The sequence below is a fragment of the Stutzerimonas urumqiensis genome (genome assembly GCF_003640395.1).
GTDB classification, from domain to species: Bacteria; Pseudomonadota; Gammaproteobacteria; order Pseudomonadales; family Pseudomonadaceae; genus Stutzerimonas; species Stutzerimonas urumqiensis.
The window spans coordinates 116581-140861 of sequence record NZ_RBZQ01000002.1 but is presented as its reverse complement, the minus strand read 5'-3'; the positions used below and the strand labels follow the sequence as shown (position 1 = coordinate 140861).

Here is a 24281-nt window from a genome sequence, read left to right as displayed (position 1 = left end):
TGACAGCGGGCCGCCATTTTGCGCCGCGTCGGTGCGGTTGTCTGCTACCGCCGTGTGCGGCTACTGATGCCGGCGATAGCGGCGCAGGCCGTCGACCAGCTCGCGCCCCGGCAGCGGCTTGTCGAAGAGGTAGCCCTGGCCGATGTCGCAGTGCTGGCGCCGCAGGAAGGACAGCTGCTGCGAGGTTTCGATGCCCTCGGCGACGACCTTGAGCTTGAGGTTGCGGGCCATCGCGATCACGGCGGAGGTGATCTCCATGTCGTCCTGGCTGTCGGGGATGTCCTTGATGAAGCTGCGGTCGATCTTGATCACGTCGATCGGGAATTTCTTCAGGTAGCTGAGCGACGAGTAGCCGGTGCCGAAGTCGTCCATTGCCAAGGTCACGCCCAGCGCCTTGAGCTCGAGCAGCTGCCGGCGGGTGTCCTCGGTGGCTTCCAGCAGCAGGCTCTCGGTCAGCTCCAGTTCGAGCTGGGCCGGGGGCAGTTGCTCCTCGCGCAGGATCGCGGCGATCGAGGCGACCAGGTCGGGATCGGAGAACTGCTTGGGCGAGAGGTTGATGGCGACTTGCAGATGCCCAAGGCCGAGCGCGCCGAGCTGCATGCACATACGGCACGCCTGGCGGGCCACCCACTTGCCGATCGGTACGATCAGGCCCGTCTCTTCCGCCACGCCGATGAACTGATCCGGGCGGATCATGCCCTTGTCCGGGTGGTTCCAGCGCAGCAGCGCCTCCATGCCTTGCAGCTGGCCGGTGCGCAGGTCGAGCTTGGGTTGGTAGAAGACCTCCAGCTCGTTTTGCGTCAACGCACGGCGCAGGTTGTTCTCCAGGAACAGCTTGTAGTCGGCCTCGGCATTCAGGGTCTCGGTGAACACCTGCATCTGGTTCTTGCCGTTGGCCTTGGCCTTGTGCAGCGCGAGGCCCGCGTGCTTCATCAGCGTTTGCGGATCGCCGCCATGGGCAGGCGCACAGGCCAGGCCTACCGATCCGCTGACGCTAATCAGCTGCTTGTCGACGAACAGCGGCTGTTCGAGGCTGCGCAGCACCTGGTTGGCGAGGGCCTGGCCCGCCTCGAGCCCGATGCCGGCGAGCATGACCGCGAACTCGTTGCTGGCGAAGCGCGCCAGGGTGCTGTCGGGCGGCAGCGTATTGCGCAAGCGCAGGGCCAGACTGCTGAGTAATTTGTCGCCGGTCTGGTGACCGAGGCTGTCGTTGATGCGCTTGAAGTTGTCGATGTCCACCAGCAGCAGGGAAATCTCCGGCACCTGCGCGTCGGTGAAGCGTTCTTCGAGCGAGCGGATGAAGTAGGGGCGATTGCCGAGGCCGGTGAGGTTGTCGGTGTAGGCCAGCCGCTCGATGCGCTGCTGCGCCAGCTTGCTCTGCGTGATGTCTTCGTAGATGCCGATGTAATGCGTGAGCTGCCCGTCTTCGGCGAATACCTTGGATATCGTCAGCTGAGCCCAGTAGGGCTCCAGGTTCTTGCGCCGGCTGCGGACTTCGCCATGCCAGCTGTTGCTGGTCGCCAGCGCGCTTCGGGCGTCGGTCAGGAGATCGCCGAGGCCTTCCCAGGCGGGCAGTTCGGCCAGCGACTTGCCGAGCACTTCGTCCGAGCTGTATTGGGTGATGGCGGTGAAGCTCGGGTTGACGTATTCCAGCGATCCGTTCCGACCGACCAGCAGGAAGGCGCTGGCGCTCTGCTCGACGGCGCGGCGGAACAGATGCAGCCGGTGCGTGGCACTGAGACGCTGCTGATTGGCCAGGACCTGGGCGAACTGATCGGCGAGTTCGCCAGCGAAGGCAATCTCGTCGGCGTGCCAGGTGCGGGTCGAGCCGGTGTGCTCGAGGCGCAGCACGCCGACCACCTCGCCGCCGATCCGCACGCCTGCGTCAAGCACGGCGGTGACCTGGCGCGGTAGCAGGTGATCGTGCGCCAGTTCGGCGGTGCGCGGGTCACGGCGAGCGTCGTGCGCGTCGATCACCCGTGCGCTGTTCAGTGCCTGGAGGTAAACCGGATAGCGCGCCGCCTCGATCGTCTCCGGCACGCTGTGGCGGTCGCTGGGACGGTGATACAGCGTCACGGCCTGTAGCTGGCCCTCGTCCAGTTGCCAGACGCTGGCACTGGTGACGTCGTAGGCCTCGCTCGCCGCCTGGGTGATCAGCTGCGCGGCCTCGAGCAGCGGATCGTCGGCGCTGTACCGATGACGCGCCAGCCTGACGATGAGGCTCTGCTGCGCACGCGAGCGAATCAGGTGCTGCAGGTGTTCTTCCTGCGAATGCTGGTACAGCTCCAGCGAGGCTTTCAGGCGGGCGTTCTGGGCCTGGAGGTCCTTCTGGTAGTCGAAGTCCTGCTGCTTCTCGTATGCCAGCAGGTAGCCGTGCAGCAGGCTGCGCCCGTGCTGGACGAAGGCTTCGCCCAGCTCGAGCATGTCGAGCACGCCGTTGGGCGTATGCAGGCGGTAATGCACCTGGTACTGGCCGTCGCGGGCCAGCTGCATCTGCACCACGTCATGCAGCTGGTGGCGCGCCTCGGGTTCCATCAGGCTGGCGTAGGGCGAGCCGATCAGCGCGCAGAGTTCGCCAGCGGGCAGCCCCAGCGAACGCTCGCAGGCGGGGTCGAGATAGAGGAGGGCCCAGCTCGCTTCGTTCAGACGCTCGAAGCGCAGCATGCCAAGGCGCGATGGCACCGGTAGCTGTGTAACGACGTCCGTCGCCGCGCGTAACGTCGCGTCGGGGTGCGCTTTCATCAAGCTGTCGTCTTCAGGTGAGCGGGGAGCGGCACACTGATGGCCCATTGGAATTAGTGGGGCAAGGTTGCATGATGCGGACCGCTCTGGCAAGCGGCCCGGCGCCCGGCAAAACGGGAGATTGCGGGGTTTTGCCAGCCATTCCGACGAGCCGGTTTGCTGACGTCAGCACAGCGGCGTCAGTGACCGCATGGCGGCCTTTCAAACCATGAAAAAGCCCCGCACGAAGCGGGGCTTGATGACGCATCGAAGGCTTACAAGAGCATCGTACGGATGTCGGCCAGCAGCTCGCTCAGGCGCTTGGTGAAGCGCGCCGCGGCGGCGCCGTTGATCACCCGGTGATCGTACGACAGCGACAGCGGCAACATCAGCCTTGGCTGGAACGCCTTGCCGTCCCAGACCGGCTGCATGGTCGCCTTCGACACCCCGAGAATCGCCACTTCCGGCGCGTTGACGATCGGCGTGAAGCCGGTCCCGCCGATGTGGCCGAGGCTCGAAATGGTGAAGCAGGCGCCCTGCATGGCATCGGCCGAGAGCTTCTTGTTGCGCGCCTTGTCGGCGAGATCCGCCGCTTCGGCCGCCAGCTGCAGCAGGCTTTTCTGATCGACGTTGCGGATCACCGGGACCAGCAGGCCGTCCGGCGTGTCGACGGCGAAGCCGACATGGACGTACTTCTTGCGGATCACGGCCTTGCCGCTCGGTGCCAGCGAGCTATTGAACTCCGGCAGTTCCTTGAGCAGGTGCGCGCAGGCCTTGAGCAGCAGCGGCAGCACGGTGAGCTTGACGCCCGCCTTCTCCGCCACCGCCTTCTGCGCCACGCGGAAGGCCTCCAGCTCGGTGATGTCGGCCTGGTCGAACTGCGTCACATGCGGAACGTTCAGCCAGCTGCGGTGCAGGTTGGCGGCGCCGACCTGCATCAGGCGGGTCATCGGAACTTCCTCGACCTCGCCGAACTTGCTGAAGTCGACGGCCGGAATCGGCGGAATGCCGACGCCGCCGGGCCCGGCCGCGCCGGACGAGCCCTGCCGCGCTTGCTGCAGCATCGACTTGACATGGGTCTGCACGTCTTCCTTGAGAATGCGACCCTTTGGTCCGGTCCCGCTGACCTGTCCGAGATCGACGCCGAGTTCGCGCGCGAGCATGCGCACGGCCGGGCCGGCATGGACCTTCTTGCCGTCCCCGCTTGGCGCGGCGGCCGGTGCGGGCGAAGCCGCCACCTTGGCTTCCGGCGTACCCTGCTTGTTGGGTGCGACGGCTTGCTGCGGCGCAGCGGCCGGGGCCTGCGCTGGCTTGGCGGCAGACTTGGCTGGCGCAGCGCCGGCGACCTTGAGCGTCAGGATCAGGTCGCCGGTCTTGGCCTGGTCGCCGACCTTCATCGACACGCTTTCGACCACGCCGGCCTTGGGTGCCGGAATTTCCATGCTGGCCTTGTCGGATTCGAGGGTGATGAGCGACTGCTCGGCCTCGACCCGATCGCCTGGCTTGACCATCACCTCGATGACATTGGCGGTGCCGCTGGAGCCGATGTCCGGCACCTTGACCTCGTCGATGCTTTCACCAACCGGTGCGTCGTCGGCGGTTTCCTGGAGCTGCTCCTTGGCCGCGGGCGCGGCAGCGGCCTGGCTGGGTGCCGGCTCGCGCTTGGTTGCTGGCGCGGCGCCCTTGAGCACCAGGATCAGATCGCCCGTGCCGACCTCGTCGCCCACCTTGACGGAGATGCTCTCGACCACGCCAGCGGCGGGCGAGGGGATTTCCATGCTGGCCTTGTCGGACTCCAGGGTGATCAGCGATTGCTCGGCGGCAATGCTGTCGCCTGGCTTGACCGATACCTCGATCACGCTGGCCTTGCCGGCCGAGCCGATGTCCGGGACCTTGATCTCCTGCGACTCGCCTTCGCCGGCGGATGCCGACGCATCGTCGTCGCCCTGGGGTGTCGAGGCTTCGGCTTCATCGGCCGGACCGCCCGTGGCGGCGCCAGCAGGCTCGCTGGAGGCGGCTTCGGCCTTGCGCTCGTCCGCTTGTCCGGCGTCGCTGTCCAGCTCGAGCAGCTCGTCGCCTTCCTTGAGGCGATCGCCGAGTTTCACTTTCAGTGCCTTGACGACACCGGCGCGCGGCGCCGGTATCTCCATGCTGGCCTTGTCGGATTCAAGCGTGAGAATGCTCTGGTCCGCTTCGATCCGGTCGCCGACCTTCACGAAGATTTCGATCACTTCACCCTCACCGCTGCCGATGTCGGGTACGCGAATGGTCTCACTCACAATAGGTTCTCCTCTTCGCTCGCGGCATCAGCAATCCAGCGGATTGCGCTTCTCGGGGTCGATACCGAACTCGGTGATGGCTTCGGCCACGACCTTGGGTTCGATGGCGCCACGATTGGCGAGAGCCTGCAGAGCAGCGAGGGTGACCCAGCGGCGGTCGACTTCGAAGAAGTCACGCAGCTTCTTGCGGGTGTCGCTGCGGCCGAAGCCGTCGGTGCCCAGCACCTGGTACTCGTCGCTCGGAACCCACTGGCGGATCTGATCGGCGAACAGCTTCATGTAGTCGGTCGAGGCGATCACCGGGCCGTCGCGACCTTCCAGGCACTGCTCGACGTAGCTCTTGCGTCGCTCCTCGAGCGGATGCAGGCGGTTCCAGCGATCGACGGCCAGGCCTTCGCGGCGCAGCTCGTTGAAGCTGGTGACGCTCCACACGTCGGCACCGACGCCGAACCTGGCGAGCATTTCCACCGCCGCGCGGACTTCGCGCAGGATGGTGCCGCTGCCCAGCAGCTGTACGCGGTGCTTGAAGTCGCCCTTGGCTTCCTCGAGCAGGTACATGCCCTTGATGATGCCGTCCTCGGCACCCGTCGGCATCGCCGGCTGCTGGTAGTTCTCGTTCATCACAGTGATGTAGTAGAAGACGCTCTGCTGCAATTCCATCATCTGATGGATGCCTTCACGCATGATCACCGCCAGCTCGTAGCCATAGGTCGGGTCGTAGCTGCGGCAGTTCGGGATGGTGCTGGCCAGGATGTGGCTGTGACCGTCCTCGTGCTGCAGGCCTTCGCCGTTGAGCGTGGTGCGCCCGGAGGTGCCGCCGAGCAGAAAGCCGCGGGTCTGGTTGTCGCCTGCGGCCCAGGCCAGGTCGCCGATGCGCTGGAAGCCGAACATCGAATAGAAGATGTAGACCGGCAGCATGGGCTGGTTGTAGTTGCTGTAGGCGGTGCCCGCGGCGATGAACGAGGAGAACGCGCCCGCTTCGTTGAGGCCTTCCTGGAGAATCTGCCCGTCGCGCTCCTCGCGGTAGTACATCACCTGATCGCGGTCGACCGGCTCGTACAGCTGGCCTACCGGGGAGTAGATGCCGAGCTGGCGGAACATGCCTTCCATGCCGAAGGTGCGTGCCTCGTCGGCGAGGATCGGCACGATGCGCTTGCCCAGGTCCTTGTCCTTGACCAGCGAGGCGAGGATGCGGCCGAACGCCATGGTCGTGGAGATCTCGCGATCGCCCGAGCCGTCGAGCACGGCCTTGAGGGTGTCCAGCGGTGGCGTCGGGATGCTGATGCTCTTGGCGCGACGCTGCGGCAGCGAACCGCCGAGCTTCTCGCGGCGCTTGCGCAGGTACTTCATCTCGGCGCTGTCTTCGGCCGGACGGAAGAACGGCAGGTCCTGGAGCTGGGAGTCGTTGACCGGGATGTCGAAGCGATCGCGGAATTTCTTCAGCGACTCGATATCGACCTTCTTGGTGTTGTGGGCGATGTTCTTCGCCTCGCCGGCACCGGTACCGTAGCCCTTGATGGTCTTGGCCAGGATGACGGTCGGCTGGCCCTTGTGGTTGACCGCCTGGTGATAGGCCGCATAGACCTTGTAGGGGTCGTGGCCGCCGCGGTTGAGCTTCCAGATGTCCTCGTCGGACATCGACTCGACGCGCTTGAGTAATTCAGGATCGGCACCGAAGAAGTGCTTGCGCACGTACGCGCCGTCCTTGGCCTTGTAGTTCTGGTATTCACCGTCGATGGCGGCGTCCATCCGGCGTTGCATGCGGCCGTCTTCGTCCTGGGCGAACAGCGGATCCCACATGCGGCCCCAGATGACCTTGTTGACGTTCCAGTTGGCACCGCGGAACACGCCTTCGAGTTCCTGGATGATCTTGCCGTTGCCGCGCACCGGGCCGTCGAGGCGCTGCAGGTTGCAGTTGATGACGAACACCAGGTTGTCGAGGTTCTCGCGGCCGGCCAGGGAGATGGCGCCGAGGGTTTCCGGCTCGTCGCATTCGCCGTCACCGATGAAGCACCAGACGCGCTGCTTGCCTTTCGGGATGAAGCCGCGGTTCTCCAGGTACTTCATGAAGCGTGCCTGGTAGATGGCCGTGATCGGGCCGAGGCCCATCGATACGGTCGGGAACTGCCAGAAGTCCGGCATCAGGTGCGGGTGCGGGTAGCTCGAGAGGCCCTGGCCGTCCACTTCCTGGCGGAAGCTGAGCATCTGCTCCTCGGTCAGCCGACCTTCGAGGAAGGCGCGGGCGTAGATGCCGGGCGAGGCGTGGCCCTGGTAGTAGATCAGGTCGCCGCCGTGTTCTTCGGTCGGCGCCTGGAAGAAGTAGTTGAAGCCGATGTCGTACAGGGTAGCGCTGGAGGCGAACGTGGAGATGTGTCCGCCCAGGTCCGGGTCCTTCAGGTTCGCGCGCATCACCATCGCCAGGGCGTTCCAGCGGACCAGCGAGCGGATGCGCCGCTCCATGAACAGGTCGCCGGGCATCTTGGCTTCGCGGGTGACGGGGATGGTGTTGCGGTATGGCGTGGTGATGGCGTAGGGCAACTGGGTGCCGCTGCGGGTGGCCAGTTCGCCCATCCGGGTCAGCAGATAGTGGGCGCGGTCTTCACCTTCTCGATCGATGACAGAATCGAGGGCATCCAGCCATTCCTGGGTTTCGACGGGATCAAGGTCTTGCATGGCTTGCTCCAGGGCGGAAAGGCTTCCAGAATCGGTTGCCTGCTTTGCGACCAGCTTTGTGAGCCGGCGCATATGTTCTTGGATGTTATGCCGGGGGTAGGACCGGGCCCTGTAGTTTTACTACAAATTGGCGACCAGATCAGCCCCCTGCCATCATCCTTCAGTAGTAAAACTACATTTGCGGCGGCTGCAGCTCGGCGTACGCAAGGCCCGGGGCGATGCCGACGTACTCTCGAAGGCCCTGTCGCGACTGCGCTGGAACGGCGGTTTCGACCTTTCTAGGAAGTACTCATGAGCCTGCCCCGACACGTCGCGTTGCCGGCCCCGCTCCTGCCTTTTGTCCGCCGTGCCGAAGAGTCGTTCCTCGCTGCCCTCGATGGGCTGACGGAAGACGCGCGGCCTCGTTTCCTGGCCTGGCCGGAGTTCCGGCGCGACGCCTTCGTGCGGGTGTGCGGCGCCAGCGATTTCGTCAGCGACCAGATTAGTCGAGATCCCGCCATGCTGCTCGGGCTGGCGGACGAGGGCCTGCTGGAGCGTTCGCTCGAACAGGGCGAGCTGGCCGCAACGCTCTGCTCGGCCCTCGAATCCTGCGCCAGCGAGGACTCGCTGGCCGAAACGCTGCGACGCTTTCGTAATCGCCATCAGGTGCGGATCGTCTGGCGGGACGTGAGCCGCCAGGCCGATCTCGCCGAAACCTGCCGCGATCTTTCCAACCTGGCCGATGCCTGCATCGATCAGGCCTACCAGTGGCTGTACCGGGGGCATCGCGAGCAGTTCGGCACGCCGACCGGTCGCCGCAGCGGCGAGCCTCAGCACATGGTCATCCTGGGCATGGGCAAGCTCGGCGCGGGCGAGCTGAACCTGTCCTCCGACATCGACCTGATCTTCGGCTATCCCGAGGGTGGCGAAACCCAGGGCGCGCGGCGGGCGCTGGACAACCAGGAGTTCTTCATTCGGCTCGGCCAGAAGCTCATCAAGGCGCTCGATGCCAAGACCGTCGACGGCTTCGTGTTTCGCGTCGACATGCGCCTGCGGCCTTATGGCTCCTCCGGTGCGCTGGTGCTCAGCTTCAACGCGCTGGAACAGTACTACCAGGACCAGGGCCGCGACTGGGAGCGCTACGCCATGATCAAGGCGCGCGTGGTCGGTGGCGATCGAGCGGCGGGCGACGAGCTGCTGGCGATGCTCAAGCCGTTCGTCTACCGGCGCTACCTGGATTTCTCGGCGATCGAAGCGCTGCGCGACATGAAGCTGCTGATCCAGCGGGAGGTGAAGCGCAAGGGCATGGCCGAGAACATCAAGCTGGGTGCGGGCGGTATCCGCGAGGTCGAATTCATCGCCCAGTCGTTCCAGCTGATTCATGGCGGCCGCGACCTCGCGCTTCAGCAGCGTCCCCTGCTGGGCGTGCTGGCGACCCTCGAAGCCAAGGGCTACATGCCGGCCGAGGTGGTCGCCGAGCTGCGCGAGGGCTACGAGTTCCTGCGCTATACCGAGCATGCCTTGCAGGCGATCGACGACCGGCAGACGCAGATGCTGCCGGAAGACGAGACGAATCGCGCGCGCGTGGCCTTCATCCTCGGGTTCGATGACTGGACGCATTTTCGCGAGCAGCTCGACCGGTGGCGCGAACGCATCGCCGAGCATTTTCGCCAGGTTATCGCCAGCCCCGACGACGAGGATGCGAGCGACGGCGAAATGCTGGCGGGTGGCGAATGGCTGCCGCTCTGGGAAGAGGCCTGGGACGAAGCGTCGGCCTGTCGCCAGCTCGGTGAGGCCGGTTTTGCCGATGGGCAGGCGGCCTGCCAGCGGTTGGCCGCCCTGCGGGATGGCAACCGGGTGCGCACCATGCAACGGATGGGGCGCGAACGCCTCGACGCCTTCATTCCACGGCTGCTGGCGATGGCCGTCGAGCAGGCGAACCCGGATCTGGTGCTCGAGCGGGTGTTGCCGCTGGTCGAGGCGGTGGCGCGACGCTCGGCCTATCTCGTCCTCCTGACCGAGAATCCCGGCGCGTTGCAACGCCTGGTCGAACTCTGCGCGGCCAGCCCCTGGATCGCCGAGCAGATCGCGCGGTTTCCGATCCTGCTCGACGAGCTGCTCAATGCCGGGCGCCTATATAGCCCACCGCAAGCGCCGGAGTTGGCTGCCGAGCTGCGCGAACGCCTGGTGCGCATTCCCGAGGACGACCTCGAGCAACAGATGGAGGCGTTGCGGCACTTCAAGCTGGCGCACGGCCTGCGCGTGGCTGCGTCGGAAATCGCCGGCACGCTGCCGCTGATGAAGGTCAGCGATTACCTGACCTGGCTGGCGGAGGCGATTCTCGAGCAGGTTCTGGCGCTGGCCTGGCGGCATACCGTCTCGCGTCACGGGCAGCCCCTGCGCAGCGATGGCTCGCTGTGCGATCCGGCGTTCGTCATCCTCGGCTACGGCAAGGTCGGCGGGCTGGAACTGGGGCACGGCTCGGACCTGGACCTGGTGTTCGTCCACGATGGCGACCCGAATGCCGAGACGGACGGCCCCAAGCCGATCGATGGCGCGCAATTCTTCACGCGCCTGGGTCAGCGGATCATTCACCTGCTGACGACGCAGACGACCTCAGGGCAGCTCTACGACGTCGATATGCGGTTGCGTCCGTCGGGGGCGGCGGGGCTGCTGGTCAGCTCGCTGGCGGCCTTCGAGCGCTATCAGGCCGGCGAAGCCTGGACCTGGGAACATCAGGCGTTGGTCCGTGCGCGGGTGCTGGTCGGCTGTCCGCGTCTGGGGCGGGACGTCGAGCGCGTTCGCGCCACGGTGCTCGGTCGCGAGCGAGACCTGCCCACGCTGCGCGACGAGGTCAGCGCCATGCGCGCGAAGATGCGCGACAGCCTCGGCACCCGCGCGACGACCGCCGGACGCGGGCCGAACGCCTTCGATCCGGGCGCCGTGTTCGACCTCAAGCAGGACGCCGGAGGTATCGTGGATATCGAATTTATGGTGCAATACGCGGCCTTGGCGTGGTCGCACAGGCATCCGACGCTGCTGCGCTACACGGATAACATCCGCATTCTCGACGGGCTCGGGGACGCCGGATTGCTGTCCGCGCAGGACGTGAACTTGCTGCAGGATGCATACAAGGCCTATCGCGCGGCCGCCCACCGGCAATCGCTGCAAAAGCTGCCCGGTGTGGTGAGCGCGGATCAATTCCAACCCGAGCGGCAGTCCGTCATGCGGATCTGGCGCGAGCTGGGACTCGCCTGAGCCCGGCGTCCTGAACCCTTGGCGACTACGAAACGCATTCTTGAGGAGCTGGCAACGATGTCGATGGCCGATCGTGACGGTGTGATCTGGTATGACGGTGAATTGGTGCCGTGGCGCGACGCCACGACCCACGTCCTGACCCATACGCTGCACTATGGAATGGGCGTGTTCGAGGGCGTGCGGGCCTACGACACGCCTGACGGCACGGCCATCTTCCGGCTCGACGCGCATACCGATCGCCTGTTCGATTCGGCGCACATCATGAACATGAAGATCCCCTTCACCAAGGACGAGCTGAACGAGGCCCAGCGCGCCGCCGTGCGCGAGAACAACCTCGAGTCGGCTTACCTGCGCCCGATGGTGTTCTACGGATCGGAAGGCATGGGCCTGCGTGCTACCGGGCTGAAGGTGCATGTGATCGTCGCCGCCTGGCACTGGGGCGCGTACATGGGCGAAGACGCGCTGACCCAGGGCATCAAGGTGCGCACCAGCTCCTTCACCCGTCATCACGTCAACATCTCGATGACCCGCGCCAAGTCCAACGGCGCCTACATCAACTCGATGCTGGCGCTTCAGGAAGCGATTTCCGGCGGCGCGGACGAAGCCCTGATGCTCGATCCGGAAGGCTACGTGGCCGAAGGCTCCGGCGAGAACGTGTTCATCATCAAGAACGGCGTGGTCTACACGCCGGAAGTCACCGCCTGCCTGAACGGCATCACCCGCGGCACCGTACTGGCCCTGGCCGACGAACTTGGCATCAAGGTGGTCGAGAAGCGCATCACCCGCGACGAGGTCTACATCGCCGACGAGGCGTTCTTCACCGGTACCGCCGCGGAAGTCACGCCGATTCGCGAAGTCGATGGCCGCCAGATCGGCGCGGGTCGCCGGGGCCCGGTGACGGAGCGGCTGCAGAAGGCCTACTTCGACCTGGTGAGCGGCAAGACCGCCGCGCACCCGGAATGGCGGACATTGGTCAAGTAAGCCCGGAGCCGGGCGCCTGAAGCCGGACGTGGCAATGCTCCGGCTCCTGCTTCCGGCTTCAAGCTTATGGCTTTCGGCTTATGAACATTCTGATCGTGGGACCCAGCTGGGTAGGCGACATGGTGATGGCGCAGACGCTGTTCGTCTGCCTCAAACAGCGCCATCCGGCGTGTCGGATCGATGTGCTGGCGCCCGAGTGGAGCCGGCCGATTCTCCAGCGCATGCCCGAAGTGAACGAGGCGCTGAGCTTTCCGCTCGGTCACGGTGTGCTCGATCTGGCCACGCGTCGGCGTATCGCGTCGGGCCTGCGGGGGCGCTATGACCAGGCCATCGTGCTGCCCAATTCGCTGAAGTCGGCGATGGTGCCGTTCATGGCGGGCATCCCGCTGCGAACCGGTTGGCGTGGCGAGATGCGCTACGGGCTGCTCAACGATATCCGCCGGCTCGACAAGGCCCGCTACCCGTTGATGATCGAGCGCTTCATGGCGCTGGCCTACGAGCCGAATCAGCCCTTGCCGCAGCCGTATCCGCGGCCCTCGCTGCGAATCGACGCGGCGAGCCGGGAGCGGGCGTTGGCGCGCTTCGAGCTGGCGCTGGACCGGCCCGTCCTGGCGCTTTGCCCAGGGGCGGAATTCGGTGAATCGAAGCGCTGGCCGGCGGCGCATTTCGCGGCGGTGGCCGAGCGTCATGTGCGAGAGGGCTGGCAGGTCTGGCTGTTCGGCTCGAAGAACGATCACGCTGTGGGCGAGGAAATCCGCGAGCTGCTGATTCCGGGCTTGCGCGAAGAGTCGATCAACCTCGCAGGCGAGACGACCCTCGCCGAGGCGATCGACCTCCTGTCCTGCGCCGACGCGGCGGTGTCCAACGATTCGGGGCTCATGCATGTGCTGGCGGCGCTCGGTCGGCCGCTGGTCGCGGTCTACGGCTCGACCTCGCCGGCGTTCACCCCGCCGCTATCCGAGCAGGTGGAGGTCGTCCGCCTGGGGCTCGATTGCAGCCCCTGCTTCGAGCGCACCTGCCGGTTCGGTCACAACAACTGCATGCGTGAACTGCGGCCCGGGCTGGTCGAGGAAGCCCTCGATCGGCTGGTGCCGCACCCTGTCGAGATCAAGTCGCCATGAGCCGTTCCGGTCTGTGTGCAAGCGCTAGCGGGAGCGAATGCCGTTGAGAGTGCTGGTGATCAAGACCTCGTCGCTTGGGGATGTCGTCCACACGTTGCCGGCGCTGACCGATGCGCATCGAGCCTGCCCGCAGCTGCGTTTCGACTGGGTGGTGGAGGAAGGCTTCGCCGAGATTCCCCGCTGGCATCCCGCCGTGGACGAGGTGATCCCGGTCGCGATCCGTCGTTGGCGCAAGAGCCCTTGGCAAACCTGGCGCAGCGGCGAATGGTCAGGTTTCAAGCAGCGCCTGGGCGCGCGTCGGTATGACCTGGTGATCGATGCGCAGGGTTTGCTCAAGAGCGCCTGGCTGACGCGGCTGGTCGATGCGCCGGTTGCCGGTCTCGATGCGCGCAGCGCGCGCGAACCGCTGGCGACGCGCTTCTACGATCGGCGCTATGCCGTTCCCGTCGAGCAGCATGCCCTGGAGCGGGTCCGTCAGTTGTTCGCGCAGGCGCTCGACTATCCGCTGCCGCCGTCGCCGGCAGATTACGGCCTCGACAGATCGCGCCTGGCCGGGCAGCCGGACGAGCCCTATCTGCTGTTCCTGCACGGCACCACTTGGCCGAGCAAGCACTGGCCCGAGGCATTCTGGCGCGAGCTGGCCGAGCGCACAGTCGCGGCGGGCTGGCGGGTGCGGTTGCCGTGGGGCAATCAGGATGAGCGGTTGCGGGCCGAGCGGATCGCCGACGGGTTGGCGGGCGTGATGGTCCTGCCTCGCCTGAACCTGACCGGCGTGGCGGCGCAAATCGCTGGCGCCAGTGCCTGCATTGCGGTCGATACCGGGCTCGGCCACCTGGCGGCAGCGCTCGGCGTTCCGGGTGTTTCGCTGTACGGTCCGACGCGGCCCGGCCGGGTCGGCGCCTACGGGCCGGGCCAGGTCCATCTCTGTGCGGAAGGCCCGAATGCCGGGCGCGGCGACCGCCACAAGCCCTGCTTCGAGAACCTGACGCCCGACCCTGTGCTCGACGCGCTGGCAACCCTCGTTTCTCGGGCGGAGACGGCCTGATGCAGCTCGCCTTCGTGCTCTACAAGTATTTTCCCTTCGGTGGGCTGCAGCGCGATTTCCTTCGCATCGCCCAGGAATGTCAGCGCCGCGGCCATTCGATCCGCGTCTACACGCTGATCTGGGAAGGCGAGGTACCGGCCGGTTTCGAGGTGCTGGTGGCGCCGGTCAAGGCGCTGTTCAACCATAGCCGCAACGAGAAGTTCACCGCCTGGGTGCAGGCCGACCTCGAGCGTCGGCCGGTCGACCGGGTCGTCGGTTTCAACAAGATGCCGGGGCTGGACGTGTATTACGCCGCCGATCCCTGCTTCGAAGACAAGGCGCAGACCTTGCGCAACCCGCTGTACCGCAAGTGGGGGCGCTACCGGCACTTCGCCGAGTACGAGCGCGCCGTCTTCGCGCCGCAGTCGCGCACCGAAATCCTGATGATTTCCGAGGTGCAGCAGCCGCTGTTCGTCAAGCACTACGGGACGCCCGCCGAGCGCTTTCACCTGTTGCCGCCCGGTATCGCCGCGGATCGCCGCGCACCCGCCAATGCGGCCGACATTCGCGCCGCGTTCCGGCAGGAATTCGGCCTCGGCGAGACCGACCTGCTGGTGGTGCAGATCGGGTCCGGCTTCAAGACCAAGGGCCTGGACCGCAGCCTCAAGGCGATCGCCGCGCTGCCGGCGCCGCTGAAGAGGCGCACCCGGCTGATCGTGATCGGTCAGGATGATCCCAAGCCGTTCCTGCTCCAGGTCCGGGCGCTCGGCATCGGCGATCAGGTGGAGATTCTCAAGGGCCGCAGCGACGTACCGCGCTTCATGCTCGGCGCGGACCTGTTGATCCACCCGGCCTATAACGAGAACACGGGCACCGTGCTGCTCGAGGCGTTGGTCGCCGGTCTGCCGGTGCTGGCCACCGAGGTCTGCGGATACGCCCATTACATCGATGACGCGAAGGCCGGCCGAGTGGTGCCCAGCCCCTTCGAACAGCGCACCCTGGACCGTCTGCTGGCCGAGATGCTGGTCGACGATGAGGCGCGTCGTCACTGGTCGGCCAATGCCCTGGCGTTCGCCGACCAGGCTGACTTGTATTCGATGCCCGAGCGGGCGGCGGACGTCATTCTCGGAGCGCGTTCGTGAAGACGCAGGCGCTGGTCCTCAAGGCGCCGTTCGCCACGCTCTGGGCCGATCGCGATCCGTTCGAGGCCGTCGAGGCGCTGCACGGCCAGGTCTACCGCGCGCTCGAAGGGCGGCGCACGCTGCGCACCGAGGTGGCCGGGCGGGGGTATTTCGTCAAGATCCACCGCGGTATCGGCTGGGGCGAGATCTTCAAGAACCTGTCGCTCGGAAAACGTCCGGTGCTCGGCGCGGGCCAGGAATGGCGGGCGCTGGAAAGGCTGCACCAGGCGGGCGTGCCGACGATGACGGCGGTGGCCTACGGCGAGCGGGGCGCCAATCCGGCGCGGCAGCATTCGTTCATCATCACCGAGGAGCTGGCGCCGACGATCAGCCTCGAGGACTACACCGCCGACTGGCTCGAGCGGCCGCCCTCTCCGGTCATCAAGCGCGCCCTGATCGCCGAGGTCGCCCGCATGGCCGGGACCATGCACCGCGCCGGCGTCAACCATCGCGACTTCTATATCTGCCACTTCCTGCTGCACACCGACACGCCGGTGGCGCCCGATGCGCTGCGGCTGTCGCTGATCGATCTGCACCGCGCCCAGACACGCGATGCGGTGCCGCGTCGCTGGCGGGACAAGGACCTGGCCGGGCTCTACTTTTCAGCGCTTGGCATTGGTCTGACCGAACGCGACAAACTGCGTTTTCTACGTCGTTACTTCGAGCGACCGCTGCGCCAGGTTCTGGCGCAGGAGCAGGCCCTATTGCGGCGGCTCGAACGCAAGGCTGCCCGATTGCTCGCGCGCAAGCAGCGTTACGGGGGCGCGCTGTGAGCGTCGCCGCTCGGCAAGGGCAGTTGACGCCGACGAACGCGGCGTTCCGGGCCAAGCGGGTCGCCGTCGTACCTTGCCCGGCGCTCGGCGACGTCACGCTCTACCTGCACCTGGCCTGGATCTTTCACCGCAGCGGGGCGCAGGTCAGCTTCCATTCCGGGTTGCTGGTATCGGCCCAGGCCTACTTCCCGTGGATCGAGCTGAAGGATGATGCGGGCCTCAGCCTGGCGCAGCTGGCCGCGACGCACGATCTGGTCGTCAGCTACGTGAACTGGCTGCACCGCACCGGAGAGGCCATCGACGACGTCCTGCAGGCGCCGAACGTCGCCTATGTCACGGCGAAGAAGTTGCCGCGCTCGCTGGCGCTCGACGGCCGCGCCGTGACCGTGGCGGGCATGACCTTCGCCGGCGCCTGCCGGCCCCTGTGCCTGCAATCGCGGACCGGGTGGAGCATGGTGCAGTGGGTCGATCACTATGCGCGCGAGGTGTTCGGACTGTCTTGCGACGAGCCTGTGCAGGTGCACCTGCCCACGGCGGGCCAGGCGACGCGGCCCTGCGTTTCGATCTTTCCGACCACGCCCGAGCCCAGCAAGAACTACTCGCTGCACGGGTTCATCAGGTTGGCCAGGCGCCTGGAGCGACTGGGCTGGCGGGTCGAATTCGTCTGCATGCCAGTCGAGCAGGCGCAGATCGAGGCGGCGGCGCGGCCGTTTCCGGTACGTTCGTTCGACTCGATCAAGCACCTGATGGACCATCTGGCCGGCTGCGAGGTGGTCATCAGCAACGATTCGGGTGGCGGCCATCTCGGGTCGCTGATGGGGCTGCGCACCTTCACGATCACTCGCAAACGTCCTGACTTCGTCTGGCGGCCAGGCTTCAATCCGCACAACCAGGTCATCGCGCCCCTGCTGACCTTCAAGGTGCGCGGGCGTCATGTCTGGCGGCCCTTCGTGCCGTTGTGGCGCATCCCTTCGGCGCTGGCCTGCCGGGCGTCCCGATGAGGAGCCACTGGGTACTCGAGCCCGCGTGCGGCAGGCTCACCGAACCGTTCGGCAGCCTGGACCGGGTCTTTGCGCTCGAGGGCGAACCGCTGACGCGCGATCCGCTTTCGGAGGTCATCCGGGTCGAGCACGAAGGCGTGCGTTATTACGTCAAGCGCTACCAGGGGGCAGGCAAGGGGTTGCGACGTTTCCTCGGTCGCTCGCGCGTCGAGGCCGAATGGCAGAACCTCCAGCTGTTCCAGCGCTGGGGTATCCCGACGGCGCCGATCGTTGCCTACGGTGCCGAGCGGCGGGCCGGACGATTCGCCCGCGGCGCGCTGGTGACCCGGGAGATCGAAACCTCCGAGGACCTCGCACACATGGCCAGCGCCGGCGATCCCAGGCTCGATGATGCCCGCTGGGTGCAGCAGGTCAGCCTGCAATTGGCGGCGGCGACACGCACCCTGCACAGCCACGGCTTCGCCCATAACGACCTTAAGTGGCGCAATCTGCTGGTCGATGCCGAGGCCCGGCTGTTTCTCATCGATTGCCCTGCCGGCACCTTCTGGCGCGGCCCGTTCCTTACGCGCCGGGTCATCAAGGATCTAGCCTGCCTGGACAAGCTCGCCAAGCGCCACCTCAGCCGAACCCAGCGCCTGCGCTTCTACCTGCAATACATCGAGCGGCGCCGCTTGCAGGCCCAGGACAAGGGGCGGATCGCCGCGGTGCTGCGGTATTTCGAGGGGCGCGAATGAGCTGCCGTCTTCCATCCTCGTCTGGGCAACGGCGCTGGGCTGTCTGCGGCCCGCGTTCGGAGAAGATGCGATGACCCTTGCGTCGCTCGCCCGCGCCGGGCGCGAGCCCGCGGTGCCCTGTTCGCTGCGGCTGGGCGGCGCGGAGCTGATCATCGACGCCTGGTTGCGTGTGCTGCCAGGGCAGCGTTACGTCGGCCGGGGGGTCTGGAAGGGCCGCGCCGTGCTGGCCAAGCTGCTGGTCGGTCCGCGCGCTGCCAAGGCCTATGCGCGCGAGCGTGCCGGGGCGCGATCGATCGTCGAGGCCGGCATGCCGACGGCACCTCTGCTTGATGACGGCTGGCAGGACGGCGAGGGCGGCTGGCTGCTGTTCGCGTTTCTCGAGCAGGCCGAAAGCCTCTGGGATGCCTGGCGCCGTCACGAGGCCGAGCCCTGCCTGTCGCCGGCTCAGCGAGACGTGCTGGGCGAGGCGTTGATGCTCGTGGCGCAGATGCATCGCCAGGGGATCTGGCAGGACGACTTGCACCTGGACAACCTCCTGCGGGCCGACGGCAGGCTCCATGTCGTCGATGGCGGCGGCGTGCACGCCGAGCGTGCCGGGGCGCCGCTGTCGGCGGAACGGGCGTCGAAGAACCTGGCGGTGTTCTTCGCTCAGCTACCCGCGGACGTCGACGACCACATCCCACGGCTGTTGGAGCCTTATCGACAGGCCAACTCCGTGCATGCGCTGGATGCGCAGGCATTGCGCGCCGAGGTGCGACGCGTCCGGCAGTGGCGCCTGCGCGATTACCTGAAAAAGGCGGGCCGCGACTGCAGCCTGTTCAGTGTCGAGCGAGGGACGCAAGGACTCAGGGCGGTCCGCCGGGCCGATCTCCAGCGCTTCGGCGCGCTGCTGGACGATCCCGATGCGCTGATGGCGCGCGCGGTGCGCCTGTACAAGGACGGCAACACGGCAACGGTCGCCTGCGTCCCGCATGACGGGCAGCCGCTGTTGCTCAAGCGCTACAACATCAAGGGGCTCGGGCACTGGCTCAAACGCTTCTGGCGGCCCAGTCGCGCCTGGCATAGCTGGATCGAGGGCCAGCGCCTGGGCTTCCTCGGCATCGGTACCGCCAGGCCGATCGCCGTCCGCGAGTCGCGTTGCTGCTGGCTGCGCGGGCGGGCGTGGCTGGTGACCGAGTTCCTCGAGGGGCACGACGCCATTGCGGCTTTCGAGCCGTACCTCGACAATGCGCCCCCCGAAAAGCAATTGAACGCACTCGAGCAGCTGTTTGCCGCGCTCGTGCGCGAGCGCATCAGTCATGGCGACCTGAAGGGGCACAATCTGATGTGGACGGGTGAGCATTGGGCGTTGATCGACCTGGATGCCATGCGTCAGCATCGCAGCGATACGCGCTTCGCCCGCGCCTATGCGCGAGACAGGGCCAGGTTTCTGCGCAACTGGCCGAGGGAGTCGGCGCTGTATCGACTGCTGGATGCACGTTTACCGAAAGACAGCTTGAGGCCCGAGGCTTGAAGCTGGAAGAAAAGCCCTGCGGGGTCGAATCACACCTGTACGGAAGCTCCAGGCGCGCTGCCTCGAACTTCCGGCTGCTTTCAAGAGGCTTTCAACCGTGGCATTGACCATTCTCGGCCTTTCCGGCGCCCTCAGCCATGATCCTTCTGCTGCGCTGTACATCGACGGCAAGCTGATCGCGGCCGCCGAGGAAGAGCGCTTCGTGCGGGACAAGCATGCCAAGAACCGCATGCCCTACGAGTCGGCGAAGTTCTGCCTGGAGCAGGCTGGCATCAAGCCGGCCGATGTCGACGTCGTGGCCATTCCATTCGCACCCATCAGCATCTTCAAAAAGGCCCGCTGGCATTACGCCAAGCGCTACTGGTACGCCCCGGACCGTGCGCTCGACGCGATCTTCATGGGCAATCGCCGTTATCACCGCTACAAGAAGCGCATCCAGTGGTGCCTGCAACAGCTCGGATTCGATCTCAAAAAGGTCAGGATCGAGCCGGTCGAGCACCACCTGGCGCATGCCTCTAGCGCCTATCACTGCTCGGGCTTCACCGAAAAGACCGCCATCCTCGGCATCGACGGCAAGGGCGAGTACGCCACCACCTTTTTCGGTTGGGGCGAGAACGGACGCATCCACAAGATCAAGGAGTTCTACGATCCCGATTCGCTGGGTGGCCTGTATGGCGCGATCACCGAATACCTGGGCTTCGAGATGCTCGACGGTGAGTTCAAGGTCATGGGCATGGCGCCCTATGGCGATGCGGCCAAATACGACTTCTCGCGTCTCGCCAAATTCGAAAATGGCGAGCTGACCATCAACACCGATTACGCCAACGTCATCGGCTTCCGCCGCTACAAGGAAAAGGGCAAGGGTTACTACTTTTCGCCCAAGCTGATCGAGTGGCTGGGGCCCAAGCGCGAGGGTGACATCGCTGACGACCCGTACATCCACTACGCGGCGAGCATGCAGGCGCTGTTCGAGAAGCTGGCGCTCGAGATGATGGATTACTACCTCGGCGGCATCATCCGAGAAACCGGCAAGATCGCCTTCGCGGGCGGCTGCGCGCTGAATGTCAAACTGAACCAGAAGATCATCGCTCGGCCCGACGTGAAGGAGCTGTTCGTGCAGCCCGCGTCCGGCGATGCGGGCACGGCGGTCGGCGCCGCGGCTTATGTGTCTCATCAGCGCGGCGTGCCGGTGGAGAAGATGGAGCACGTTTACCTCGGCCCGTCCTTCAGCAACGAAGACGTCATCGCTGCCTGTGCGCGTCATCCGAACAAACCGGTTTGGCAGAAGATCGACGACATGCCCGAGCGCATCGCGAAGATCATGGTCGACGGCAACCCGGTGGCCTGGTTCCAGGGCCGCATGGAGTTCGGCCCGCGCGCGCTCGGCGGCCGCTCGATCATCGGCTGCCCCAGCATTCCGGGCGTGGCGGACCGCATCAACGAGCAGATCAAGTTCCGCGAACGCTGGAGGCCATTCTGCCCGTCCATGCTCGACACCGTCGCGCCGCAGATGCTCAAGGTCGACCACCCGAGCCCCTTCATGACCTTCACCTTCGAGGTCAACGAGGCGTGGAAAGAGCGCGTCGGAGAAGTCGTCCACGAAGACGGCACCTCCCGCGCCCAGGTGCTGGAGCGCCGCCATAACCCGCGCTGGTACGACCTGATGGTCGAACTCGAGAAGCTCACCGGCAACGGCGTATCCCTCAACACCTCACTCAATCGCCGCGGCGAGCCGATGATCTGCTCACCGACCGATGCGCTGGATATGTTCTATGGGTCTGATCTGCAGTACTTGATCATGGAAGACATTCTCGTGATCAAGGACGGCAAGGACCGGTATGACGCCGCCTGAGCAGTGGGTGCTGCAGTTTTGCCACGGTTATGACGGGCCGTTCCTCGATTGTGCCCGCCAGTACGCCGCGCTGTTCGAGGGGACGCCGTACAAGGTGTGCACGGTCTATCTGACGGGCGCGCCGAATGATGCGGTCGTCCGGGAGTCGGCGTCGGATGACGTGCGCTTTCTCGACTATGGCAGCGCCGAGGTGCGGGGTCTCAAGCTGGGCGCCATGCGTGCGCTAAGACGTCTTGTAAGGGACCGCAACTTCCGCTTCTGCATCGCTCATCGCTTCAAGCCAACCTACATTGCTCTGCTGGCCACGAAGCTGCCGGTGATAGGCGTGAACCATGCATTCGGCGTCTACCAAAGACGCTCACGGCGCCTGCTGGCCAAGCTGTTTCGCCAGCGCCTGGCGCTGCTGGGGGTCTCCGATTCGGTGCGCGACGATATTCGCGCCTGCCTGCCGGATTGGCCCCCTGAACGCATCGAGACACTCTACAACCGCATCGACGTCGAGGCGGTGCAGGCCGAGCAGCTCGACCGCCCCGCGGCGCGCGAAGCGCTAGGCCTACCGCAGAATGCGTGGATCATCGGTAATGTCGGTCGCCTGCACCCGGACAAGGATCAGGCCACGCTGATTCGTGGCTTCGCCCTGGCAGCCCCACAGCTGCCCCCTGGAAGCGTGCTCGCCATCATGGGCAGCGGCCGTCTGGAAGCGGAGCTCAAGCGGCTTGCCTCCGAGCTTGAGGTGACTGACCGCGTTCGATTTCTGGGGCAGGTGCCGCAGGGGCGACGCTACTTCAAGGCATTCGACCTGTTCGCGCTGACATCGGATCATGAGCCATTCGGCATGGTGTTGCTCGAAGCGATGGCTGCTGGCGTGCCGACCCTCTGCAGTGATTGCGGAGGCGGCCGCGAAGTCATCGCCGACGAGCACTGCCTGTTCCAGCTAGGGCAGCCGCAGGGCATGGCCAAGGTGTTGCTGCGACTATCGTTGCAGGAGGCTGATCCGGCATTGTTAGAGTCCCAGCGCCAAAGGCTCGCCTCGGTATTCTCCGATACCGCTGCTCGGACACGCTTCTGGTCCCTGCCGATGGTTCGGCAACTGGGATGAAGGTTGATGACGACCAGAACCACCAGTAACTCACTGGCCGACAAGGCAAGGACGCTCGATCGCTATCGATGGCTGCTGCTGCGGGAACGCCACGGTGTCCTTGGCAGTGCGGTGCGCTTCATGCGGGACGCACTGAAGGACTGGTGGTTCGGCAGTCGCGCAAAATGGCGCCTGGCTGGTGCGGTATCGGCGGAACCCTGTGATTTCTTGCTTTTGCAATCGGCACCGAAGGTCATCGGGTTCCAGCGCAAGCGCCGATTCATGAGCGAGCTTCGAGCCCGTGGGCATCGACTGACCGAAACGGCACTACCCGACATTCGCGACATGCTCGAACGACGGCAGCTCACGAGTCCGGCGGGCTTCGTGCCCACGCGTTATTACGGCTATGCCGCCCATGCCGAGTGGCTTGTCGAGCGTTATCAGCCGCAGGTTCTTCTGAACGATCGCAATGGCAGCCTTTACAGCCCGTTTCTTCGCGAGGCGTTGAACCGCAAGGGCCGCTTGCTCGTCCACCTGGCCCATGCCACGACGGTGGAAGCCTCCCAACGCCTGGCCATGAACGACTACGACTACTACTTCGTGTTTGGCCAGAGCTCACTCGAAGGACTACAGGCGCGTCCGGTGCGGTTCGGATCATCCACCGTCGTCCTGGCCGGTTCGCACATGGTCGATAGTGCCTATGACTTGCCCGCGGTGAAACCGGAGGAGGGAGCGATCCTTGTTCTCGGGGTCGGGCCGGACAAGGAGAAGCTTCCTGGCTATCAGCGGACCTACGCGCTTCTTGCCGAGTGGGCCCGTGAGCATCCTCGCTATCGGCTGATCGTCAAAGCTCACCCTCGCAGCAAGGTGCCCTTTTGGCAGGAAATCGCCAGTACGCTGAGCAACGTGCAGGTGCTACCGGCCGAATGCTCCCTGGCCGAGGCGCTGGAACAATCCTGGGTGGTCATCAATGTCATGTCCAATGCCGTAATCGAGGCGGCGCTGGCTCGCAGGCCTGTTCTGTTCGTGAACGCTTCGGCTGACGTGGACATCTTCAAGCAGGAAGATTTCTTCGGGCCGCGAATCAGCTCCGCGCAGGCGCTGGCTCATGCCCTGGAGGAGGTGCAAGCCGGGTATCTGGAACGCCTGGATGCTTCCAGCCGCTTTGCCGATCACCACTTGGCGCACGGCGTAGACGGTTTAGGGCGAAACCTCGACTTACTGGAGAAACTCTTGCAGCACCAGCCACTTTCTGGCGTATCCCTCCCGCAACGGCTATCAGCGGCAGATGCCGTCACGATAGCGCCCGCTTCGGTGCCTTGGCCGTTCGATCACGGGTACGTGATCAATCTTGATGCCCGCCCGGATCGTTGGGCGTGGCTGGACGCGCATGTGCGGGCCCGGATAGGTGTGTCGGTCAACCGCTTCTCCGCAGTGTCCGCCCTGGCGCTTGGGAGCGACACGCCCTCGCCGGCGTTGCGCCTGTTCCTCGAGCGTATCGACGGGCCGCGCGAAGATTTCGAACACAAGCTTCGGGCGACCTGGGCCTGCATGCGCAGTCATCTGGCAATCATTGCCCGTGCTCAGGCCCAAGGTTGGCCCTATGTGCTGATTCTGGAAGACGACTGCGAGTTCGCTCCCTATACGCGCAAAGTGCTGCAAACGGTCGAGAAACAGATCCATGCGGCGTCGTGGGATCTCTTGTATCTGGGCGGCACCCTCAAAAAGGGCGGAACCACGCAGCACGTCACGCGCAATTTGAAGCGAGTCAGCCGGGTCCGGCTCGCTCATGCCTACGTTGTAAACGCCTCGATCTATCAGCGCATACTCGACGAAGCGCCGGCGTCCGGATTGCCGATCGATTGGTATTACTCCGAGCGCCTGCTGCCAACCATCCAGGCCTTGATGGTCGTGCCTCGTCTGGCCGAACAGCAGACAGGGGTGCTCAGCGATATCGAGCATTGCGTCAGGAAGCCCAAATTGAAGACGCGTCAAACGCTCGAGCGGCTATGGTCGCGCCTTCGCTATTGGGAATGGTCCAGATGAAAGAGAGGCCGGGTGTATCCGCTGATCGGAGTGCAGTGAGGGTGAGATGCCTGAGCCTGTGGCTCAG

Annotated in this window: 15 protein-coding genes; 12 read left to right on the top strand and 3 right to left on the bottom strand. The window is 65.5% G+C overall.

Annotation, left to right across the window (positions count from 1 at the left end; genetic code table 11):
* Nucleotides 1-60 precede the first annotated feature (60 nt).
* The 3 genes from D7325_RS04045 to aceE form a co-directional block, all read right to left on the bottom strand.
* Nucleotides 61-2742: a sensor domain-containing protein gene (locus D7325_RS04045; RefSeq protein ID WP_120994252.1), complete on the bottom strand. Its 2682-nt coding sequence runs from the start codon at nt 2740-2742 to the stop codon at nt 61-63.
* Between the two features lie 254 nt (nt 2743-2996).
* The gene (aceF, locus tag D7325_RS04040; protein WP_120994251.1) at nt 2997-5000 is read right to left on the bottom strand and encodes a dihydrolipoyllysine-residue acetyltransferase; all 2004 of its coding nucleotides are present in this window, start codon (nt 4998-5000) and stop codon (nt 2997-2999) included.
* 27 nt (nt 5001-5027) lie between these two features.
* The gene (gene aceE / locus D7325_RS04035) at nt 5028-7673 is read right to left on the bottom strand and encodes a pyruvate dehydrogenase (acetyl-transferring), homodimeric type (protein ID WP_120994250.1); all 2646 of its coding nucleotides are present in this window, start codon (nt 7671-7673) and stop codon (nt 5028-5030) included.
* Between the two features lie 291 nt (nt 7674-7964).
* On the opposite strand from aceE, the gene glnE reads away from it, so the two are divergent.
* The 12 genes from glnE to D7325_RS03975 all read left to right on the top strand — a co-directional run bounded on the left by glnE (nt 7965) and on the right by D7325_RS03975 (nt 24214).
* The gene (gene glnE / locus D7325_RS04030; protein WP_120994249.1) at nt 7965-10910 is read left to right on the top strand and encodes a bifunctional [glutamate--ammonia ligase]-adenylyl-L-tyrosine phosphorylase/[glutamate--ammonia-ligase] adenylyltransferase; all 2946 of its coding nucleotides are present in this window, start codon (nt 7965-7967) and stop codon (nt 10908-10910) included.
* A gap of 57 nt (nt 10911-10967) precedes the next feature.
* Nucleotides 10968-11891: a branched-chain amino acid transaminase gene (locus tag D7325_RS04025; RefSeq protein ID WP_120994248.1), complete on the top strand. Its 924-nt coding sequence runs from the start codon at nt 10968-10970 to the stop codon at nt 11889-11891.
* 80 nt (nt 11892-11971) lie between these two features.
* A complete protein-coding gene (gene waaF, locus D7325_RS04020; RefSeq protein WP_120994247.1) occupies nt 11972-13012 on the top strand; it encodes a lipopolysaccharide heptosyltransferase II in 1041 nt (346 codons plus the stop codon).
* Nucleotides 13013-13055: 43 nt separating this feature from the next.
* Complete coding sequence (waaC, locus tag D7325_RS04015; RefSeq protein WP_120994632.1) at nt 13056-14057, top strand: lipopolysaccharide heptosyltransferase I; 1002 nt, start codon at nt 13056-13058, stop codon at nt 14055-14057.
* Nucleotides 14057-15178, top strand: coding sequence for a glycosyltransferase family 4 protein (locus D7325_RS04010; protein ID WP_120994246.1), 1122 nt, complete (start codon nt 14057-14059; stop codon nt 15176-15178). Before waaC ends, D7325_RS04010 begins: the two co-directional genes overlap by 1 nt.
* Nucleotides 15175-15990, top strand: a complete 816-nt coding sequence (gene rfaP / locus D7325_RS04005; RefSeq protein WP_245962007.1) for a lipopolysaccharide core heptose(I) kinase RfaP — start codon at nt 15175-15177, stop codon at nt 15988-15990. Before D7325_RS04010 ends, rfaP begins: the two co-directional genes overlap by 4 nt.
* Entirely contained in the window at nt 15987-16991 is a 1005-nt protein-coding gene (locus tag D7325_RS04000; protein WP_245962006.1) for a glycosyltransferase family 9 protein, read from the top strand. Before rfaP ends, D7325_RS04000 begins: the two co-directional genes overlap by 4 nt.
* A complete protein-coding gene (locus D7325_RS03995) occupies nt 16988-17725 on the top strand; it encodes a lipopolysaccharide kinase InaA family protein (RefSeq protein WP_120994630.1) in 738 nt (245 codons plus the stop codon). Before D7325_RS04000 ends, D7325_RS03995 begins: the two co-directional genes overlap by 4 nt.
* A gap of 70 nt (nt 17726-17795) precedes the next feature.
* Entirely contained in the window at nt 17796-19238 is a 1443-nt protein-coding gene (locus D7325_RS03990) for a lipopolysaccharide kinase InaA family protein (RefSeq protein ID WP_120994244.1), read from the top strand.
* A 97-nt stretch (nt 19239-19335) separates the two neighbouring features.
* The gene (locus tag D7325_RS03985; protein WP_120994243.1) at nt 19336-21090 is read left to right on the top strand and encodes a carbamoyltransferase family protein; all 1755 of its coding nucleotides are present in this window, start codon (nt 19336-19338) and stop codon (nt 21088-21090) included.
* Nucleotides 21077-22189: a glycosyltransferase gene (locus D7325_RS03980; protein ID WP_120994242.1), complete on the top strand. Its 1113-nt coding sequence runs from the start codon at nt 21077-21079 to the stop codon at nt 22187-22189. Before D7325_RS03985 ends, D7325_RS03980 begins: the two co-directional genes overlap by 14 nt.
* A gap of 6 nt (nt 22190-22195) precedes the next feature.
* Nucleotides 22196-24214 (top strand): glycosyltransferase family 25 protein, encoded by a 2019-nt coding sequence (locus D7325_RS03975; protein ID WP_120994241.1) that lies wholly within the window; start codon nt 22196-22198, stop codon nt 24212-24214.
* Nucleotides 24215-24281 lie beyond the last annotated feature (67 nt).

Bases quoted from the DNA above. Each gene is read 5' to 3' on its own strand.
- D7325_RS04045 (WP_120994252.1), bottom strand. From the start codon at position 2,742: ATGAAAGCGCACCCCGACGCGACGTTACGCGCGGCGACGGACGTCGTT.
- aceE (WP_120994250.1), bottom strand. From the start codon at position 7,673: ATGCAAGACCTTGATCCCGTCGAAACCCAGGAATGGCTGGATGCCCTC.
- glnE (WP_120994249.1), top strand. From the start codon at position 7,965: ATGAGCCTGCCCCGACACGTCGCGTTGCCGGCCCCGCTCCTGCCTTTT.
- D7325_RS04025 (WP_120994248.1), top strand. From the start codon at position 10,968: ATGTCGATGGCCGATCGTGACGGTGTGATCTGGTATGACGGTGAATTG.
- waaF (WP_120994247.1), top strand. From the start codon at position 11,972: ATGAACATTCTGATCGTGGGACCCAGCTGGGTAGGCGACATGGTGATG.
- D7325_RS04010 (WP_120994246.1), top strand. From the start codon at position 14,057: ATGCAGCTCGCCTTCGTGCTCTACAAGTATTTTCCCTTCGGTGGGCTG.
- D7325_RS03995 (WP_120994630.1), top strand. From the start codon at position 16,988: ATGAGGAGCCACTGGGTACTCGAGCCCGCGTGCGGCAGGCTCACCGAA.
- D7325_RS03990 (WP_120994244.1), top strand. From the start codon at position 17,796: ATGACCCTTGCGTCGCTCGCCCGCGCCGGGCGCGAGCCCGCGGTGCCC.
- D7325_RS03980 (WP_120994242.1), top strand. From the start codon at position 21,077: ATGACGCCGCCTGAGCAGTGGGTGCTGCAGTTTTGCCACGGTTATGAC.
- D7325_RS03975 (WP_120994241.1), top strand. From the start codon at position 22,196: ATGACGACCAGAACCACCAGTAACTCACTGGCCGACAAGGCAAGGACG.